This is a genomic window from Streptomyces sp. NPDC031049, assembly GCF_055571015.1.
Genome location: NZ_JBVIGC010000006.1, coordinates 322364 through 341361 on the forward strand (window position 1 = coordinate 322364; position 18998 = coordinate 341361).

Consider the following 18998-nt stretch of genomic DNA (forward strand, 5'->3'; position numbering starts at 1 on the left):
TCCCCTCCCCCTCCCTCCCCCCCCCCCTCCCCTCCCTCCCCCCCCCCCCCCTCCCCCCCCCCCCCCCCCCCCCCCCCCCCCCCCCCCGCCGTGCGGTGCCCCGTTTCCCGCGCCCGCCGGGCGCCCCACAATGAGCGGACGCCCGGCGGGGGCCGGGCGGCATCACACGGAGGGGGAACACGTGCGGACGATCACCTGCAGAGGGCTGACGGGTCTGCTCGCGGGGGCCCTGCTGATTGCGGGCGCGCTCGTCGCGGCGGCCGCCCCGGCCCAGGCCTACGACCCGGACCCGAGCGTGGCCACGTACTACCGCGACACCGACTCCTGCCCGTGCAGCGGCGGAAGCCTGACCGACCCGTTCGACGGCACCTACTTCGCCCACGACGCGGGCGGCACCGCCGTCAAGATGGAGCTGACGCACGGGGGCCGGTTCGTCGGCAAGGTGGAGTTCCACCCGTACGACGAGAAGCTCTGGGTGTACGACACCCGCAACGACGGCGACACGGTGTACGTGGCCGTCGGCTACTCCTCGGGCGGCTCCTACCACGACCTCGGCACCTTCTCGGCGCCGGGCACCGACCAGGCGGTGGACCTCACGGTCAGGGACTTCGACATCCCCGAGGGGGCGTACGTCGACATCACGGTGTACGACGGGGCCGGGCGCTCCGACTACATCGCCGGAGCCCGCGGCACCGGCGCCGCGGTGGCCTGACCGACGGCGGGCACGGCCGAGGGCCGCACCCCCGGTGACGCCGGGGGTGCGGCCCTCTTCCTCTGTTCCGCGGGGTGTTACTTGCGGATCAGGCTGCGCAGCACGTACTGCATGATGCCGCCGTTGCGGTAGTAGTCCGCCTCGCCGGGGGTGTCGATGCGGACGACCGCGTCGAACTCCACGCCGGTGTCGGTGGTGACCTTCACCGTGCGCGGGGTGGTGCCGTCGTTGAGCTCCGTGACACCGGAGATGGAGAAGGCCTCCTCACCGGTCAGGCCGAGGGAGTCGGCCGAGGTGCCCTCCGGGAACTGGAGCGGCAGGACGCCCATGCCGATGAGGTTCGAGCGGTGGATGCGCTCGTAGGACTCGGCGATGACGGCCTTGACGCCGAGGAGCGCGGTGCCCTTGGCGGCCCAGTCGCGGGACGAGCCGGAGCCGTACTCCTTGCCGGCCAGGACGACCAGCGGGATGCCGGCGGCCTGGTAGTTCTGCGAGGCGTCGTAGATGAAGGAGACCGGCCCGCCGTCCTGCGTGAAGTCGCGGGTGTAGCCGCCCTCGGTGCCCGGCGCGATCTGGTTGCGCAGGCGGATGTTGGCGAACGTGCCGCGGATCATGACCTCGTGGTTGCCGCGGCGGGAGCCGTAGCTGTTGAAGTCGCGGCGCTCCACGCCGTGCTCCGTGAGGTACTGGCCGGCCGGGGTGTCGGCCTTGATGGCGCCGGCGGGCGAGATGTGGTCCGTGGTCACCGAGTCGCCGAGCTTGGCGAGCACACGGGCGCCGGAGATGTCCTCGACCGGGGCCGGCTCCATCCGCATGCCCTCGAAGTACGGGGGCTTGCGGACGTAGGTGGACTCGGCGTCCCACTCGAAGGTGTCGCCGGTCGGGATCGGCAGCGCCTGCCACTGGGCGTCGCCCGCGAAGACGTCGGAGTAGGACTTGGTGAACATGTCCTCGCCGATGGCGTTCGCCACGACGTCGTTGACCTCGGCCTCGGAGGGCCAGATGTCCTTCAGGAAGACCGGGTTGCCGTCCTGGTCGGTGCCCAGGGCGTCCTTGGTGATGTCCACCTTCATGGAGCCGGCGATCGCGTAGGCGACGACCAGCGGCGGGGACGCGAGGTAGTTCATCTTGACGTCGGGGTTGATGCGGCCCTCGAAGTTCCGGTTGCCGGAGAGGACCGAGGTGACGGCGAGGTCGTGGTCGTTGACGGCCTTGGAGACCTCCTCCGGCAGCGGGCCGGAGTTGCCGATGCAGGTGGTGCAGCCGTAGCCGACGAGGTTGAAGCCGACCTTGTCGAGGTAGGGGGTCAGGCCCGCCTTCTCGAAGTAGTCGGTGACGACCTTGGAGCCGGGGGCGAGGGTGGTCTTGACCCACGGCTTGCGGGTCAGGCCCTTCTCGACGGCCTTCTTGGCGACCAGGGCGGCGGCGACCATGACGTACGGGTTGGAGGTGTTGGTGCAGGAGGTGATGGCCGCGACCGTCACCGCACCGTGGTCCAGCTCGTAGGAGGTGCCGTCGGGGGCGGTGACGCGCACCGGGTTGGACGGGGTGCCGTTCGGGATGGTGGACGGCGCGTCGGAGCCGGGGAAGGACTCCTTGCTGGCCTCGTACTCGTCGTTGACGTAGGTGCGGACGTCCTGCTTGAACTGCTCGGCGGCGTTCGCCAGGACGATGCGGTCCTGCGGGCGCTTCGGGCCGGCGATGGACGGCACGACGGTGGCCAGGTCCAGCTCCAGCTTCTCGGAGAAGTCCGGCTCGGCGGCCGGGTCCAGCCAGAGGCCCTGCTCCTTGGCGTACGCCTCGACCAGCGCGAGCTGCTGCTCGCTGCGGCCGGTCAGGCGCATGTAGTTGATGGTCTCGTCGTCGATCGGGAAGATCGCGGCGGTGGAGCCGAACTCCGGCGACATGTTGCCGATGGTGGCGCGGTTGGCCAGGGAGGTCGCGGCCACGCCCTCGCCGTAGAACTCGACGAACTTGCCGACCACACCGTGCTTGCGCAGCATCTCGGTGATGGTGAGCACCAGGTCGGTGGCGGTGGTGCCCGGCTGGAGCTCACCGGTGAGCTTGAAGCCGACGACGCGCGGGATGAGCATGGAGACCGGCTGGCCGAGCATGGCGGCCTCGGCCTCGATGCCGCCGACGCCCCAGCCGAGGACGCCGAGGCCGTTGACCATGGTGGTGTGCGAGTCGGTGCCGACGAGGGTGTCGGGGTAGGCCTTGCCGTCGCGGACCATGACGACGCGGGCCAGGTGCTCGATGTTCACCTGGTGCACGATGCCGGTGCCGGGCGGGACGACCTTGAACTCGTCGAAGGCGGTCTGGCCCCAGCGCAGGAACTGGTAGCGCTCCTTGTTGCGGCCGTACTCCAGGTCGACGTTCTGCTTGAAGGCGTCGTTGGTGCCGAACTTGTCGGCGATGACGGAGTGGTCGATGACCAGCTCGGCCGGGGCGAGCGGGTTGATCTTCGCCGGGTCGCCGCCCAGCTCCTTGACGGCCTCACGCATGGTGGCGAGGTCCACGACACAGGGCACGCCGGTGAAGTCCTGCATGATCACGCGGGCCGGCGTGAACTGGATCTCCTGCGACGGCTGGGCCTGCGAGTCCCAGTTGCCGAGGGCACGGATGTGGTCGGCGGTGATGTTCGCGCCGTCCTCGGTGCGGAGCAGGTTCTCCAGCAACACCTTCAGGCTGTAGGGAAGGCGCGCGCTGCCCTCGACCTTGTCCAGCCGGAAGATCTCGTACGACTCGTCGCCCACCTGCAGCGTGCTGCGGGCGTCGAAGCTGTTCGCCGACACGACAGTCTCCTTCATTCATGTGCGCGTACCACCGCATCCTGCCGCCACGCCGCCCCGGACGATCCGCTAAGGTAAGGCTAAGTTAGGTAACCCTTACCGCCAGACCCGATGGCGGTGCGCGGCGGCGGTACGCCCCGGCAGATATCTCGATGTCGAGATAACTCTAGTACATGGGGCCGGGAAGGTCATGCCCGGTCCCGGTGTGGCGTGCACCCCACCGCCACGGGGTTGCGCCACGCCGTGCGATCGGCATGCCCATGACTCCCTCCCCTCGGGGTATCCGCACGACACCGGGGACACCCGGCGAACCGAAGGGAGGCACGATGCCACTCACGTTCCGCAAGAGTTTCCGGATCCTTCCCGGAGTACGGCTGAACATCAACAAACGGTCGTGGTCCCTCACGACCGGCGGCAGGCACGGCCCGCGCCACACCCGCAGCAGCACCGGACGTCGTACGACATCGATGGATTTGCCCGGACCTTTCGGATGGCGGCGCACCCGCTCGACCAGGCGCCGTTGACGGCCCGTCACCCGAACGGACCCCCCGGAAGGCGCCATCTCATATCTGAGATAGCCTCAACCTCATGGCAGACGACTACCTCGTACGCATCGGCAAGCTCATCCGTGACGCCCGGCAGCACCGCGGCTGGACGCAGTCACAGCTTGCGGAGGCGCTCAACACCAGTCAGAGCGCCGTCAACCGCATCGAGCGCGGCAACCAGAACATCAGCCTTGAGATGATCGCCCGGATCGGTGAGGCGCTGGACAGCGAGATCGTCTCTCTGGGCTACGCGGGCCCGATGCATCTGCGGGTGGTCGGCGGCCGACGCCTGTCCGGGGCCATCGACGTCAAGACCAGCAAGAACGCGTGCGTGGCCCTGCTGTGCGCCTCGCTGCTCAACAAGGGGCGCACCGTGCTGCGCCGGGTGGCCCGCATCGAGGAGGTGTACCGCCTCCTGGAGGTGCTGGGCTCCATCGGCGTGCGCACCCGCTGGATCAACGACGGCGTCGACCTGGAGATCGTGCCGCCGGCCGAGTTCGACATGGCGGCCATCGACGCCGAGGCGGCGGTGCGCACCCGTTCGATCATCATGTTCCTCGGCCCGCTGCTGCACCACATGGACCGGTTCAAGCTGCCGTACGCCGGCGGCTGCGACCTGGGCACCCGGACCATCGAGCCGCACATGATCGCGCTGCGCAGGTTCGGCCTGGACGTCGCCGCGACCGAGGGCCAGTACCACGCGGTCGTGGACCGCTCGGTCCGTCCCGACCGCCCGATCGTGCTGACCGAGCGGGGCGACACGGTCACCGAGAACGCGCTGCTGGCCGCCGCCCGGCACGACGGCGTCACCGTCATCCGCAACGCCTCCTCCAACTACATGGTCCAGGACCTGTGCTTCTTCCTGGAGGCGCTCGGCGTGAAGGTCGAGGGCATCGGCACCACGACCCTCACCGTGCACGGCGTCCCGGTCATCGACGCCGACGTCGACTACTCCCCCTCCGAGGACCCGGTCGAGGCGATGAGCCTGCTGGCCGCTGCCGTCGTCACCGAGTCGGAGCTGACGGTCCGCCGGGTCCCCATCGAGTTCCTGGAGATCGAGCTGGCGGTCCTGGAGGAGATGGGCCTCGACCACGACCGCACGCCCGAGTACGTCGCCGACAACGGCCGCACCCGCCTGGTGGACCTCACCGTGCGGCCCTCCAAGCTGGAGGCGCCGATCGACAAGATCCACCCGATGCCCTTCCCGGGCCTGAACATCGACAACGTCCCGTTCTTCGCGGCGATCGCGGCGGTGGCGCAGGGCCAGACCCTCATCCACGACTGGGTCTACGACAACCGCGCCATCTACCTCACGGACCTCAACCGCCTGGGCGGCCGCCTCCAGCTCCTGGACCCCCACCGGGTCCTGGTCGAGGGCCCGACCCGCTGGCGCGCCGCCGAGATGATGTGCCCGCCGGCCCTGCGCCCCGCGGTGGTCGTCCTGCTGGCGATGATGGCGGCGGAGGGCACGTCGGTGCTGCGCAACGTGTACGTCATCAACCGGGGTTACGAGGACCTGGCGGAGCGGTTGAACTCGATCGGGGCGCAGATCGAGATCTTCCGGGACATCTGACGGTCCCTTCTCCGGTGCCGCCGCATCTCGTCTGACCTGCTATTTAGCGGGTCAGGATGGGGTGCGGCGGCATCTCTGGGACTTTTCTGGGACTTTGAGGCCTTCTGGGCAACGTGACGGTTGCGGTGTGTGCTGGGGGTCGGGCACCCGCTCGCGGTCTAGGTCTGCGATGCCAGGGTGCGCAGGACGCAGAACTCGTTGCCCTCCGGGTCTGCCATGACCACCCAGTCCCGGTCCGACCCCTGGCCCACATCCGTCTTGGTGGCGCCGAGGCCGAGTAATCCGGTCACCTCCTCCTCGGTGCTGCCGTCGATCGGGCTGACGTCGAGGTGAAGCCGGTTCTTCATGGTCTTTCCCTCGGGTACCTGGATGAACAACATCCGGACCGATCAGCGCCAGCAAGCCCCTGACGGCCTCCCCGAGCGGCCTTCCCACTCCCCCGTGACCCGCACCCGCACGCCGAGGCTTCCCTGGCAGCGGCGGGCCGTCTCCACGGCTGCCGCCTGCTGCTCTGCGGTCCTCTCGGGTCCGGTGACCGGCCGCAATCGCCCCAACTCGCAGTAGACGGCGAGCGCTTCGGCGAGGGCAGCGGTCTGGACGTCCTCCCCGAGGCGGGCGACGTCTCCTCCGCCCTGGACAGCCGCAACCGAAGCGCGCTCCACCACCGGGTCCAGGCCGAGAAGACCGGAGACCTGGGCGGCCTCGCCGAGGAGTACGCCGTCATGCTCGGCCGGGCGGAAGAAGCTCCACTCGTGATCCAGCAGGCCGTCGCCGTCGCCGCTGGCCGGCGTGGAACGACCGGGCAGGCACCGTGCGCGGGGCGTCGGCGAGCGGCGCCCGCCGTGGGACGGGCGCCGGCCTCGGGACGCGTCCGTCAGTCCTGCACCAAGGTCACCTCCTGGCCCTGCTTCGCGTGGAAGGTCGGCAGGGGCAGGCCGCCGAGCGGGCGGAGTTCCATCAGGGTGGCCTCGACGTGGGCCGGGCCGGGGCGGAGGGGGGTGGAGGAGGGGCGGCCGGTGTTGGTCCAGCGGTGTTGCAGGCCGTCGCAGACGGCGCGGGTGCCGCCGATGCCGTGGCGGACGGAGCCGGAGTCCTGGCTGACGGAGGAGCTGACGAAGACCGCGCCGGTGCCGGGCGCGCAGCGGTAGGTGCCGGAGAGGGTGACGGTGCCGTCGGCGGCGATGCGGCCGGTCGGGTCGACGGTCACCGTGCCGGTGTCGTACGGGGCCGAGGGCGTGCCGTGGGCGGCGGGTGCGGCCGGCAGTAGCACGGCCGCGGTGGCCGCGGCGGCGGTGAGGGCGGAGCGCAGGGGCAGTCGCCGGTGCATGGGAAACCTCCTGGGGGTGGGGTTTCCACTGGTACCGGGCGGACGGGCCGGCGGAGGTCATCGTCACCCCTTCGGTGGCGAGTCCGCACCGCCGGTCGCCGCCCCGCCTACGGCAGTACGGCGAAGCCGTCCAGTTCCACCAGGGCCTGCTCGTCCCACAGGCGCACCACCTCCACCACCGCCATCGCCGGGTAGTCGCGGCCCGCCGACGCGCGCCAGATGCGGCCCAGTTCGGCGGCGTGGACGCGGTAGGCGGCGACGTCGGTCGCGTAGACGGTGACCCGGGCGAGGTCGGCGGGGGTGCCGCCGGCGGCGCGCAGCGCGGTCAGCAGGTTGGCGAGGGCGCGCTCGAACTGTTCGGGGAGGGTGTCGCCGGTCACCTTGCCGTCGGCGTCCAGCGCGGTCTGGCCCGCCAGGAAGACGACCCGGGTGCCGGTGGCGACGACGGCGTGGGAGAAGCCGGTGGGCGGACAGAGGTCGGGCGGGTTGACGCGCTCCGCGGTCATGCGGCGTCCTCCGGGTGCTCGGAAACGTCCCGTGCTGCGTACAGTTCCTTGGCGATGATGCCGCGTTGGACCTCGCTGGCGCCCTCGTAGACGCGTGGGGCGCGCACCTCGCGGTAGAGGTGCTCCAGCAGGTGGCCCCGTTGCAGGGCCCGCGCGCCGTGCAGTTGCACGGCCGTGTCGACGACGTACTGGGCGGTCTCGGTGGCCAGCAGTTTGGCCATCGCGGCGCGCTTGGGCACGTCGGCGGCTCCCGTGTCGTGGGCCGTGGCCGCCGCGTACACCATCAGGCGGGCCGCCTCGGTGCGCAGGGCCATCTCGGCGACCTGGTGGGAGACGGCCTGGAGGTCCCTCAGCCGGCCGCCGAAGGCCTCGCGGTCCGCGGTGTGCGCCAGGGTGGCGTCCAGCGCGGCCTGCGCCATGCCGACGGCGAACGCGCCGACGCTGGGGCGGAACAGGTTCAGGGTGCCCATCGCGACGCGGAAGCCCCGGTCCACCTCGCCGAGCACGTCGTCGGCCGTGACCGGTACGGCGTCGAAGGCGAGGGCGCCGATCGGGTGCGGCGAGAGCATCTCCAGGGGCGTGCCGGAGAGACCAGGGCGGTCGGCGGGCACCAGGAAGGCGGTGACGCCGCGGGCGCCGGCACCGGGCGTGGTGCGGGCGAAGACGGTGTAGAAGTCGGCCTCGGGGGCGTTGGAGATCCAGCACTTCTCGCCGGTGAGCCGCCAGCCGGAGCGGCCGGACGGTTCCGCGCGCAGGGTCAGCGCCGCCGCGTCCGAGCCCGCCCCCGGCTCGCTCAGCGCGAACGCGGCGATCGCCGTGCCGTCGCTCACCCGGGGCAGCCAGCGGGCGCGCTGCGCCTCGGTGCCGTGGGCGTGCACCGGGTGGGCGCCCAGGCCCTGGAGGGCGAGGGCGGTCTCCGCCTCGGTGCAGGAGTGGGCCAGCGATTCCCGCATCAGGCACAGGTCGAGGGCGCCCGCGGTGAACAGGCGGCCCAGCAGGCCGAGGGCGCCGAGTTCGGCGACGAGCGGTCGGTTGACGCGGCCGGGCTCGCCCTTCTCGGCCAGCGGGCGCAGCCGCCGTGCCGCCAGGGCGCGCAGCTCGGCGCACCAGGCGCGCTGTGCCGGTTCGAGTGAGAATGCCGTCATCGCCGGTCCTCTCTTCCCCGCGACCGTCCCGGCCGCCGCTTCGAGCCCTGCGCGGCCGGCCCTCGGCCGTACCGTCGTCCCGCGTCCCACGCGACCGACCCTCGGTCGCCGTCCGGCCGCCCAGCCGACGGTCAGCGGTGGAGCGGTCAGCGTCCCGCGGCCGTTGCCCGGCCGCTCACCCGACCGTATCGCGTCCCATTGACTGCCGTCACCAAGACGATACGCTCCATGTGCGAGCCGCAGAGCCCGCCAAGACCTGCCAGAGCCCGCCGAAACCCGCCACAGCCACGAAAGCCCGTCAGGGGCCCACCGAGAGAGCCCACCAGAGGCCCACCACAGCCCGCCAGAGCCCATCACCGCCGGCAAGGGGGCGACCCGCCATGACCGGTCTCACCCGCTCCGCCCACGTCGACACCTTCGCGCGCGACCACCTCCCGCCGCCCGGGCAGTGGCCCGAGCTGACCTTCGACCTGCCGGAACTGCACTACCCCGAACGGCTCAACTGCGCCGCCGAACTCCTCGACCGGACCCCCGCCGACCGCACGGTCTTCCGCACCGCCACCGGCGAGGCGTGGACCTACGGCGCGCTGCGCGCCCGGGTCGACCGGCTGGCGCACCTGCTGACCACCGGCCTCGGCGTGGTCCCCGGCAACCGGGTGCTGCTGCGCGGCCCCACCACACCGTGGCTGGCCGCCTGCTGGCTGGCGGTGCTGAAGGCGGGCGCCGTCGCGGTCACCGTGCTGGCCCAGCAACGCCCGGCCGAGCTGCGGGCGATGTGCGAGATCGCCCGCGTCGGGCACGCCCTGTGCGACATCCGCTGCGTCGACGACCTCGCCAAGGCCGACGTGCCGGGGCTGCGGATCGCGACGTACGGCGGGGACGCACCCGACGACCTGCTGCGCCGCCCGGCCTCCGAAGCGCCGTTCCCGGCCGTGGACACCGCCGCCGACGACGTGGCGCTGATCGCGTTCACCTCGGGCACCACCGGCCGGCCGAAGGGGTGCATCCACTTCCACCGGGACGTGCTGGCGATCGCCGACACCTTCTCGGCGCACGTGCTCAGGCCGCGCGCCGACGACCTGTTCGCGGGCAGTCCTCCGCTCGGCTTCACCTTCGGGCTCGGCGGTCTGGTGGTCTTCCCGATGCGGGCCGGGGCGAGCGCCCTGCTGCTGGAGCAGGCCGGACCCGGCCAGTTGCTGCCCGCGATCGCCGAGCACCGGGTGTCGGTGCTGTTCACGGCGCCGACGGCGTACCGGGCCATGCTGGAGGAGCTGGACGGGCACGACGTCACCTCGCTGCGGCGCTGCGTCTCGGCGGGCGAGAACCTGCCCGAGGCCACCTGGCGGAGCTGGCACGAGCGCACGGGGCTGCGGATCGTCAACGGCATCGGCGCCACCGAGTTGCTGCACATCTTCATCTCCGCCGCCGACGAGGACATCCGGCCGGGGACGACGGGCGTCCCGGTGCCGGGCTGGCACGCGCGCGTGCAGGACGCCGACGGCACGCCCGTGCCGGACGGGGAGCCCGGACTGCTGGCGGTGCGCGGGCCGGTCGGCTGCCGCTATCTCGCCGACCCGCGGCAGCGGGAGTACGTGCGCGACGGCTGGAACGTCACCGGGGACACCTACGTCCGCGACGGCGACGGGTACTTCCGCTACGTCGCCCGCGCCGACGACATGATCATCTCGGCCGGGTACAACATCGCGGGCCCTGAGGTGGAGGACGCGCTGCTGCACCATCCCGACGTGGTGGAGGCCGCGGTGATCGGACGACCGGACGAGGCGCGCGGGCAGGTCGTGGTGGCCTACGTCGTGGTGAAGGAGGGGGCCGGGCGGGACGCCTCGGCGCTGCGCACGTTCGTCAAGTCCCGACTGGCGCCCTACAAGTGCCCCCGGGAGATCGTCTTCCTGGACGCGCTGCCGCGCACGGCGACGGGAAAGCTCCAGCGCTTCCGGCTGCGCACCACCGCCACCGGGGACGACCGGCAGTGAAGCCCACCACCTAAGATGATCAACGTGTCCGATCAGCACGTGCAGCACGCCCCCAGGTCCCTGATCGTCACGCTCTACGGCGCGTACGGCCGCTTCACCGAGGGCCCGGTGCCCGTCGCCGAGCTGATCCGGCTGCTGGCCGCGGTCGGGGTGGACGCCCCCTCGGTGCGCTCGTCGGTCTCCCGGCTGAAGCGGCGCGGGCTGCTGCTGCCCGCCCGCACCGCGCAGGGCGCCGCCGGATACGAACTCTCGCCCCAGGCAAGGCAGTTGCTGGACGACGGCGACCGCCGCATCTACGCGAGCACGCCGCCCGAGGACGAGGGCTGGGTGCTCGCGGTGTTCTCGGTCCCGGAGTCGGAGCGGCAGAAGCGGCACGTACTGCGCTCCCGGCTCGCCGGTCTGGGCTTCGGGACCGCCGCTCCCGGGGTGTGGATCGCCCCGGCCCGGCTGCACGAGGAGACCCGGCACACGCTGCGGCGGCTGCGGCTGGACGCGTACGTGGACCTCTTCCGCGGTGAGCACCTGGGCTTCGCGCCGACCGCCGAGGCGGTGGCCCGCTGGTGGGACCTGGAGGCGATCGCCAAGGAGCACGAGCGGTTCCTGGACCGGCACGCACGCGTCCTGCACCACTGGGAGCGCCGGGCGGACACACCCGAGGAGGACGCCTACCGCGACTACCTGTTCGCACTCGACTCCTGGCGCCACCTGCCGTACACCGACCCCGGGCTGCCCGCGCGGCTGCTGCCCGAGGACTGGCCGGGCGCGCGCTCGGCGGCCGTGTTCCGGGCGCTGCACGAGCGGCTGCGCGACGCGGGGGCGCGCTTCGCCGGCGTACCCGAACAACACCCGCCCGCGTGACGCGCATCACATTTCTTGCCGTGGGGGCAACCTCCGACCCTCTCCCATTCTCTTCTCAGAAATGTCCCCTAGGGTCCTGACGCATGACTCTCATGCGTAACTTGAACCGGGCGCTCACCGCCACCACGGGCCTTCAGGTACGGAGGGCCACCAAGCCGGCGCCGCCCAAGCCCGTGGCGCCGCCCGCGGAGCCGGAGGCGGCGCAGTACCGCCGTCCGCCGGCCGAGGATCTGCCGACCGAACGGCTGCTGCGTCGGCCGGTCTTCATCATCTCCTCGGTCCGCTCCGGCTCCACCCTGCTGCGCATGATGCTCGGCGCCCACTCCCGGTTGCACGCCCTGCACGAGCTGCACCTCGGCAAGATCGGCGTGGACTGCGGCCCCTGGGTCTCGCAGCGGGCCATGAGCGCTCTCGGACTGCACCGCGGCGACCTGGAACACCTGCTGTGGGACCGGATCATGCACCGGGAGCTGGTGAAGTCCGGCAAGGACTTCATCGTCGAGAAGACCCCCGGCAACGCCTTCCTGTTCGACCGGGTACGGGACTGCTGGCCGGACGCGCGGTTCGTCTTCCTGCTGCGCCACCCCGAGTCGATAGCGCGGTCGTGGCACGAGAGCGACCCCGTCAAGCGGCCGTACGACAAGGCCGTCACCGAGGTGCTGAGCTATGTGCAGGCCGTCGAGGAGGCGCGCGGCAGCGGCGCCGACGGCTGCACGGTGCGGTACGAGGACATCACCGACGCCCCCGAGCGGGAGATGCGGCGGCTGTGTGCGTACCTCGGCCTCGACTACGAGCCGGCGATGCTCAACTACGGCGAGAAGAAGAGCGGCGAGCTGATCAGGGGCCTCGGCGACTGGCGGGAGAACATCCGCACCGGCACCGTTCAGCCGGGACGCGAGCTGCCGAAGGACGACGAGATCGCCGAGGTCCTCCGCCCGATGTGCAGAGCCTGGGACTACGCGTCCTGAGCCGGGCCGCTCACCGCCCCAGCGTCAGCCGCGGCCGGGGCGCGTCCGTGCGCCCGGTGCGCGGCGGACGGCTGCCCGCCCGGTACGGCGCCGGCCAGACGGCGCCCGGTCCGCCGTAACCCTGTTCGGCCGCCGCGTGCAGCGTCCAGTGCGGATCGTACAGATGGGGCCGGGCCAGCGCGCACAGGTCGGTACGGCCCGCCAGGATCAGGGAGTTGACGTCGTCCCAGGAGGAGATCGCGCCCACCGCGATCACCGGGACGCGGGCCTCGTGGCGGATGCGGTCGGCGTAGGGCGTCTGGTACGACCGTCCGAACTCCGGCCGCTCGTCGGGGACGACCTGCCCCGTGGACACGTCGATCGCGTCGGCGCCGTGCGCGGCGAAGGCGCGGGCGATCTCCACGGCGTCCTCGGCGGTGGTGCCGCCCTCGGCCCAGTCGGTCGCGGAGATCCGGACGGTCATGGGCCGTTCCTCGGGCCACACGGCCCGTACGGCGTCGAAGACCTCCAGCGGGAACCTCAGCCGCCGCTCCAGGGTGCCGCCGTAGGCGTCGGTGCGCCGGTTGGTGAGCGGGGAGAGGAAACCGGAGAGCAGATAGCCGTGGGCGCAGTGCAGTTCGAGCAGGTCGAAGCCGGCCCGGGCGGCCCGCCGGGCGGCGGCCGTGAACTGCTCCCTGATGTCGGTGAGCTGGGCCCGGGACAGCTCGCGCGGGACCTGGCTGCCGGGGCGGTACGGCAACGGGGAGGCGGCCACCAGCGGCCAGTTGCCGTCCGGGAGGGGTTCGTCGATGCCCTCCCACATCAGCTTGGTGGAGCCCTTGCGGCCGCTGTGGCCGAGCTGCACGCCGAGGGCGGTGCCCGGTGCCTGGGCGTGCACGAAGTCGGTGATCCGCCGCCAGGCCTCGGTCTGGCGGGGGGTGTAGAGGCCCGCGCAGCCGGGGGTGATGCGGCCCTCGGGGCTGACGCACACCATCTCGGTCATCACCAGTCCGGCGCCGCCGAGGGCACGGGCGCCCAGGTGGACCAGGTGGAAGTCGCCGGGGACGCCGTCGACGGCCGAGTACATGTCCATGGGCGAGACCACGACCCGGTTGCGCAGGGTCAGGCCGCGCAGCCGGAACGGGGTGAACATCGGGGGCGTGCCCGGCGGGCAGCCGAACTCCTCCTCGACGGCCTCGGTGAACCGGGCGTCGCGCAGCCGCAGGTTGTCGTGGGTGACGCGACGGCTGCGGGTGAGCAGGTTGAACGCGAACCGGCGCGGCGGCTGGTCGACGTAGCGGGCCAGGTCCTCGAACCACTCCAGGCTGGCGCGGGCTGCACGCTGGGTGGAGGCGACGACGGGGCGCCGCTCCTCCTCGTAGGCGGCCAGGGCCTCGGGCAGCGAGGGCCGCTCCTGGAGGCAGGCGGCCAGGGCCAGGGCGTCCTCGACGGCGAGCTTGGTGCCGGAGCCGATGGAGAAGTGCGCGGTGTGGGCGGCGTCGCCGAGCAGGACGAGGTTGCCGTGGGACCAGCGCTCGGTGACGAGTGTGCGGAACGTCGTCCAGGCGGACTTGTTGGAGCGCAGCGGCCGGCCGCCGAGCGCGTCCGCGAAGATCTTGGCGCAGCTCTCGATGGACTCCTGCACGGGCATGGTGTCGAAGCCGGCCGCCCGCCACACCTCCTCACGCATCTCGACGATCACGGTGGAGGCGGCTTCGTTCTGCGGCCCGTAGGGCCTCGTTGAGGGGTGGTGGTCGGGCGACGGGCGGGAGTAGGGGTAGCCGTGCAGTTGCATCACGCCGTGTTCGGTCTCGGCGATCTCGAAGCGGAAGGCGTCGAAGGCGAGGTCGGCGGCGAGCCAGAGGTAGCGGCAGCGGTGGGTGGTGAGGTGAGGGCGGAAGGCGTCGGCGTAGGCCTGCCGGGTGGTGCTGTGGACTCCGTCGGCGGCGACGACGAGGTCGTGGGTCCGGGTGAGTTCGTCGGGGTGCGGGGCCCCGGTGCGGAAGCGGAGGTCGACGCCGAGGGCTCGGCAGCGGTCGTGGAGGATCTCCAGGAGGCGTGTTCTGCCGACGGCGGCGAAGCCGTGTCCGCCGGAGGTCTGGCGGAAGTTCCTGTGGACGATGTCGATGTCGTCCCAGCGGACGAAGTCCTTCTGGAGGGCCTCGTGGACGACCGGGTCGGCGTGTTCGATGCCGCCCAGGGTTTCGTCGGAGAGGACGACGCCGAAGCCGAAGGTGTCGTCGGGGGCGTTGCGTTCCCAGACGGTGACCTGCCGGTCGGGGTCGAGGCGTTTGAGGAGGGCGGCGGTGTAGAGGCCGCCGGGGCCTCCGCCGATGATCGCTGCGCGCAGGGGGTGGTCCGGCTTCGCCGGCCGCGCCCCTTCGGGCCGGGACACTTACCGCCCCCTCCACTTGGGCGGCCTCTTCTCCGTGAAGGCCGCGTGGAACTCCGCGTAGTCCTCGCCGTTCATGAGGAGGGCCTGGGTGCTGGCGTCCAGTTCGACCGACGCCGCCAGGGGCATGTCCAGCTCGGCCGTGAGCAAGGCCTTCGTCCGGGCGTACGCCAGCGCCGGGCCGTCGGCCAGGCGGCGGGCCAGGCCGGAGGCCGCCTCGTCCGCCCGGCCCTCGTCCGTCAGTTCGCTGATCAGGCCGATGCGCTCGGCCTCGGCGGCCCGGACCGGCTCGCCCAGCATCAGCAGGCGGGTGGCGTGGCCGAGGCCGACGACGCGGGGCAGCAGGTACGCCGCGCCCATGTCGCCGCCGGACAGGCCGACGCGGGTGAAGAGGAAGGCGAAGCGGGCGCCGGGGTCGGCGACGCGGAAGTCCGCGGCGAGCGCGAGGACCGCGCCGGCGCCCGCGGCGACGCCGTGGATCGCGGCGATCACCGGGAACGGGCACTCCCGGATCGCCCGGACGACCTGGCCGGTCATCCGGTTGAAGTCCAGCAGCTGGGCGGTGTCCATCGACAGGGTGGCGCCGATGATCTCGTCGACGTCGCCGCCGGAGCAGAAGCCGCGCCCCTCGCCGGCCAGCACCAGGGCGCGTACGGACCCTTCGCGGGCGAGTTCGGCGAGCAGGTCGCGCAGGTCGGCGTAGGCGCCGAGGGTCAGCGCGTTGAGCTTCTCGGGGCGGGCGAGGGTGACGGTGGCGACGCCGTCGGTGAGATCGAGGCGCAGATGCTTCCAGTCGGGGGTGCGGGCGGCGGAGCCGGTGAAGGGACTCATGGCGGGCGGCCTCCTCGGACGGGCACGGCCTCGTGGAGCACGGCACCTCGACGCTATCACCGTTCCGTGACTGTCGTCATGAGGGCGCGATAGAGCTTCTTCGGGGGCGGAGCACTTCCGTCACAGGCGTCACCGGACGTCGACAACGCGGTAACGGCGGGAGCATCCGGGCGAGGCGAGCCGTTCACCGGGGTAGGCCGCCGGTCACGGGGCCCGAAGGTCCCGGACGGTGCCCGTCGAAGGTCTCTGCCGGGCGGCCCCGTACCATTCATAAGGTTGAAAGCAGGACAGGACCGCCTGCTCCACGAACGGAACCACCGTGTACGAACGCTCCCCCGCCCGCCCGTCGCCGGCCTCCTGGCGCATCGCGCTGCCGCACTCCACCGCGGCCGTGCCGGTGGCGCGTGCGCTGGTGCGGACCGCGCTCACGGAGCTGGAGCACGGCGCCGACTGCGACACCGCCGAGCTCCTCACGGCGGAGCTGGTCGCCAACGCCGTGGAGCACACCTCCGGCGGGGCCCCGATCGAGCTGGTCGTGGAGCTGCTGCCGACCGGCTGCCAGGTCGAGGTGCACGACCCGGACCCGGCGCCGCCCGGCGACCTGACCCGGCCGGCGGTCGCCGTGCCCGACCCGTGGCAGGAGCACGGGCGCGGTCTGCTGCTGATCCGCGCCCTCAGCTCCTCGTGCGGGCACCGCCCCACCGCCACCGGCAAGGCGGTCTGGTTCAGACTGCCTGCGGTTCCCGCTCAGCGGCGTCCGGCGTGACCTCGGCCGTCCGGGCCAGCCGGGAGTTGCGGCGCCCGTAGAGGGCGTAGATCCCGAGGCCGACGGCCAGGAAGACGGCGAACTGGAGCCAGGTCCCGGCGCCCGTCTCGTACATCAGGTACAGGCAGAAACCGACGCCGAGCAGCGGCGTCACCGGGTACAGCGGCACCCGGAAGGTGCGGGCGAGGCCCGGCTCGCGGCGGCGCAGGGCGATCACCGCGATGTTGACGGCGGCCATGGTGGCCAGGGTGCCGATGGTGCAGAGGTTGACCACCGCGTCCAGCGGGGCGAAGGCCGCCGGGAGCGCGAAGACCAGTCCGACGATCAGGGTGCCGGCGACCGGAGTGGCGGTGCGCGGCGAGACCTTCTCGAAGACCCGCGGGACGAGGCCGTCGCGGGACATGGACATCAGGATGCGGGTCTGGCCGTACATCACGGCGAGCACCACCGAGGCGATGGCGACGACCGCGCCGAAGGCGACGATCCCGCCGCCGATCGTGGAGCCGGTGACCTCGTCGACGACGTGCGAGAGCGCGGCGGGCGTGCCGCCGACCTCGCCGGCGCCGATGGCACCGATCGCGGCGACGGCGACGGCGCAGTACAGCAGGGTGACCAGGCCGATGCAGACCAGGATGGCGACGGGGATGTCCCGGCGCGGGTTCCTGGCCTCCTCGCCGGCCGTGGTGATGGCGTCGAAGCCGATGTAGGAGAAGAAGGCGGCCGTGGTGCCGGCGCCGATGCCGGCGAGGCCGGTCGGGGAGAACGGGCTGAGGTTGCCGTCCTGGAAGGCGGTGAGGCCGATGGCGACGAAGGCCACGAGGACGGCGAGCTTGACGACGGCCATGGCGGCCGTGGCCCGGGCGCTCTCCCGTACGCCGCGCACCAGCAGGACCGCGGCCATCGCGATGACGAGCACGGCGGGCAGGTTCACCGCCCCGCCGTCGGCGGGTCCGGCGGACAGCGCCTGCGGGAGCCGGAGGCCGAGGACGCTGTCGAGCAGTTCGTTGACGTACTGGCTCCAGCCGACGGCGACCGCGGAGACGGAGACGCCGTACTCCAGGAGCAGGCACCAGCCGACCAGGAAGGCGGTGGTCTCGCCCAGTCCGGCGTAGGCGAAGGAGTACGAGGAGCCGGAGACGGGGATCGCGCCGCCCAGCTCGGCGAAGGCGAACGCGGTGAAGATGCAGGTGATCGCGGCCAGCACGAAGGAGACGACGACGGCCGGGCCGGCCTCGGCGACCGAGTCGGACAGGCCGACGAAGATGCCGGTGCCGACGATTGCGCCGACGCCGAAGCAGACGAGGTGGAAGAGGCCCATCGTGCGCTTCAGGCCGTGGCCCGCGCGGTCGGCGCCGGCTTCGGCCACCAGGAGATGGGGCGACTTGATGCGGGGCATACGGGTGGTGCTCGTTTCTGGTGGTGCGGTGCGCGACGGTGGTCGCGGTCGGCGGCCCGGAAGGGGTGGCTCCGGGCCGCCGGTCAATATATGCGCTGCTCGGTATGTGCGCTGCTCGGTGTGCGCGCCGCTCTGTCAGGCGAGGGTGGCGACCATCACGGCCTTGATGGTGTGCAGCCGGTTCTCCGCCTCGTCGAAGACGACCGAGTGCGCGGACTCGAAGACCTCGTCGGTGACCTCCAGGGACCGCAGGCCGTGGGCCTCGAAGATCTCCTGGCCGACCTTGGTGCCGAGGTCGTGGAAGGCCGGGAGGCAGTGCAGGAACCTCACGTCCGGGTTGCCGGTGGCGCGCAGCACGTCCATGGTCACGGCGTACGGGGCGAGGGCGGCGATCCGGTCGGCCCAGACCTCCTTGGGCTCGCCCATCGACACCCACACGTCCGTGGCGACGAAGTCGGCGCCGCGGACGCCGCCCGCGACCTCCTCGGTGAGGGTGATCCGGGCCCCGCTCGCCTCGGCCAGCGCCCGGGCCCGGTCGACGACCTCCTGGGCGGGCCAGTAGGACTTCGGGGCGACGATCCGCACGTCCATGCCGAGCAGGGCGCCCGTGACCAGGTAGGAGTTGCCCATGTTGAAGCGGGCGTCGCCGAGGTAGGCGAAGGAGGTCCGCTCGAGCGGCTTCGTGCCGTGCTCGGTCATCGTCAGCACGTCCGCGAGCATCTGGGTGGGGTGCCAGTCGTCGGTCAGCCCGTTGTAGACGGGCACGCCGGCGTGCGCGGCCAGTTCCTCGACCTTCGCCTGGCTGTCCCCGCGGTACTCGATCGCGTCGTACATCCGCCCCAGCACGCGCGCGGTGTCCTTCACGGACTCCTTGTGGCCGATCTGGGAGCCGGACGGGTCCAGGTACGTCGTCGAGGCGCCCTGGTCGGCGGCGGCGACCTCGAACGCGCAGCGGGTGCGCGTCGAGGTCTTCTCGAAGATCAGCGCGATGTTCCTGCCCCGCAGGTACGGTGTCTCGTTCCCGGCCTTCTTGGCGGCCTTCAGCTCCGCGGCCAGCTCGACCAGGCCGCGGAACTCGTCCGCGGTGAAGTCCAGCTCCTTGAGGAAGGGCCGGCCGGCGAGGGCGGTCGGGACAGTCGCCATGGGGGCGCTCCAGGGATACGGCAACAGGGACTCTGGAATACTATACGAGCAGCAGCATTCTTATACGAACCCGT

Annotated in this window: 15 protein-coding genes and 1 pseudogene; 7 read left to right on the forward strand and 9 right to left on the reverse strand. The window is 72.1% G+C overall.

Annotation, left to right across the window (positions count from 1 at the left end; genetic code table 11):
- Window positions 1-181 precede the first annotated feature (181 nt).
- Window positions 182-712 (forward strand): hypothetical protein, encoded by a 531-nt coding sequence (locus ACZ45Q_RS13290; protein ID WP_468259311.1) that lies wholly within the window; start codon window positions 182-184, stop codon window positions 710-712.
- 77 nt (window positions 713-789) lie between these two features.
- On the opposite strand, the gene acnA is transcribed toward ACZ45Q_RS13290, so the two are convergent.
- Window positions 790-3507 (reverse strand): aconitate hydratase AcnA, encoded by a 2718-nt coding sequence (gene acnA / locus ACZ45Q_RS13295; protein WP_468259313.1) that lies wholly within the window; start codon window positions 3505-3507, stop codon window positions 790-792.
- Between the two features lie 323 nt (window positions 3508-3830).
- On the opposite strand from acnA, the gene ACZ45Q_RS13300 reads away from it, so the two are divergent.
- On the forward strand, window positions 3831-4028 hold the full coding sequence (locus tag ACZ45Q_RS13300; protein ID WP_468259316.1) for a DUF4236 domain-containing protein: 198 nt from the start codon (window positions 3831-3833) through the stop codon (window positions 4026-4028).
- A 64-nt stretch (window positions 4029-4092) separates the two neighbouring features.
- A complete protein-coding gene (locus tag ACZ45Q_RS13305) occupies window positions 4093-5622 on the forward strand; it encodes a helix-turn-helix domain-containing protein (RefSeq protein WP_468259319.1) in 1530 nt (509 codons plus the stop codon).
- Window positions 5623-5780: 158 nt separating this feature from the next.
- Here ACZ45Q_RS13305 and ACZ45Q_RS13310 read toward each other — a convergent pair.
- From ACZ45Q_RS13310 to ACZ45Q_RS13325, 4 genes and pseudogenes are all read right to left on the reverse strand, one after another.
- Window positions 5781-6002, reverse strand: a pseudogene (locus tag ACZ45Q_RS13310) (VOC family protein); the annotation flags it as partial.
- Between the two features lie 494 nt (window positions 6003-6496).
- Window positions 6497-6937 carry a DUF6299 family protein gene (locus tag ACZ45Q_RS13315; RefSeq protein ID WP_468259516.1) on the reverse strand — a complete coding sequence of 147 codons (441 nt, stop codon included), beginning with the start codon at window positions 6935-6937 and terminating at the stop codon, window positions 6497-6499.
- A gap of 119 nt (window positions 6938-7056) precedes the next feature.
- The gene (locus ACZ45Q_RS13320) at window positions 7057-7455 is read right to left on the reverse strand and encodes a RidA family protein (RefSeq protein ID WP_468259322.1); all 399 of its coding nucleotides are present in this window, start codon (window positions 7453-7455) and stop codon (window positions 7057-7059) included.
- Window positions 7452-8600, reverse strand: a complete 1149-nt coding sequence (locus ACZ45Q_RS13325) for an acyl-CoA dehydrogenase family protein (RefSeq protein ID WP_468259325.1) — start codon at window positions 8598-8600, stop codon at window positions 7452-7454. Before ACZ45Q_RS13325 ends, ACZ45Q_RS13320 begins: the two co-directional genes overlap by 4 nt.
- Before the next feature lie 380 nt (window positions 8601-8980).
- Between ACZ45Q_RS13325 and ACZ45Q_RS13330 the strand changes: the two genes are divergently transcribed.
- From ACZ45Q_RS13330 to ACZ45Q_RS13340, 3 genes are all read left to right on the forward strand, one after another.
- Window positions 8981-10591 (forward strand): AMP-binding protein, encoded by a 1611-nt coding sequence (locus ACZ45Q_RS13330; protein ID WP_468259328.1) that lies wholly within the window; start codon window positions 8981-8983, stop codon window positions 10589-10591.
- Between the two features lie 15 nt (window positions 10592-10606).
- Window positions 10607-11449: a PaaX family transcriptional regulator gene (locus ACZ45Q_RS13335; protein ID WP_468259331.1), complete on the forward strand. Its 843-nt coding sequence runs from the start codon at window positions 10607-10609 to the stop codon at window positions 11447-11449.
- An 83-nt stretch (window positions 11450-11532) separates the two neighbouring features.
- Entirely contained in the window at window positions 11533-12417 is an 885-nt protein-coding gene (locus tag ACZ45Q_RS13340; protein WP_468259333.1) for a sulfotransferase family protein, read from the forward strand.
- A gap of 10 nt (window positions 12418-12427) precedes the next feature.
- Here ACZ45Q_RS13340 and ACZ45Q_RS13345 read toward each other — a convergent pair whose 3' ends face one another.
- Window positions 12428-14791 (reverse strand): bifunctional salicylyl-CoA 5-hydroxylase/oxidoreductase, encoded by a 2364-nt coding sequence (locus tag ACZ45Q_RS13345; RefSeq protein ID WP_468259335.1) that lies wholly within the window; start codon window positions 14789-14791, stop codon window positions 12428-12430.
- Complete coding sequence (locus ACZ45Q_RS13350) at window positions 14792-15619, reverse strand: enoyl-CoA hydratase family protein (protein ID WP_468259338.1); 828 nt, start codon at window positions 15617-15619, stop codon at window positions 14792-14794.
- A 319-nt stretch (window positions 15620-15938) separates the two neighbouring features.
- Here ACZ45Q_RS13350 and ACZ45Q_RS13355 point away from each other — a divergent pair, with 319 nt between their 5' ends.
- The gene (locus ACZ45Q_RS13355; RefSeq protein ID WP_468259341.1) at window positions 15939-16385 is read left to right on the forward strand and encodes an ATP-binding protein; all 447 of its coding nucleotides are present in this window, start codon (window positions 15939-15941) and stop codon (window positions 16383-16385) included.
- On the opposite strand, the gene ACZ45Q_RS13360 is transcribed toward ACZ45Q_RS13355, so the two are convergent.
- Both ACZ45Q_RS13360 and argF read right to left on the reverse strand, forming a co-directional pair.
- Complete coding sequence (locus ACZ45Q_RS13360; protein ID WP_468259344.1) at window positions 16345-17781, reverse strand: amino acid permease; 1437 nt, start codon at window positions 17779-17781, stop codon at window positions 16345-16347. The two genes, ACZ45Q_RS13355 and ACZ45Q_RS13360, sit on opposite strands and share 41 nt — an antisense overlap.
- Before the next feature lie 135 nt (window positions 17782-17916).
- A complete protein-coding gene (gene argF, locus ACZ45Q_RS13365; RefSeq protein ID WP_468259347.1) occupies window positions 17917-18924 on the reverse strand; it encodes an ornithine carbamoyltransferase in 1008 nt (335 codons plus the stop codon).
- Between the last annotated feature and the right edge of the window lie 74 nt (window positions 18925-18998).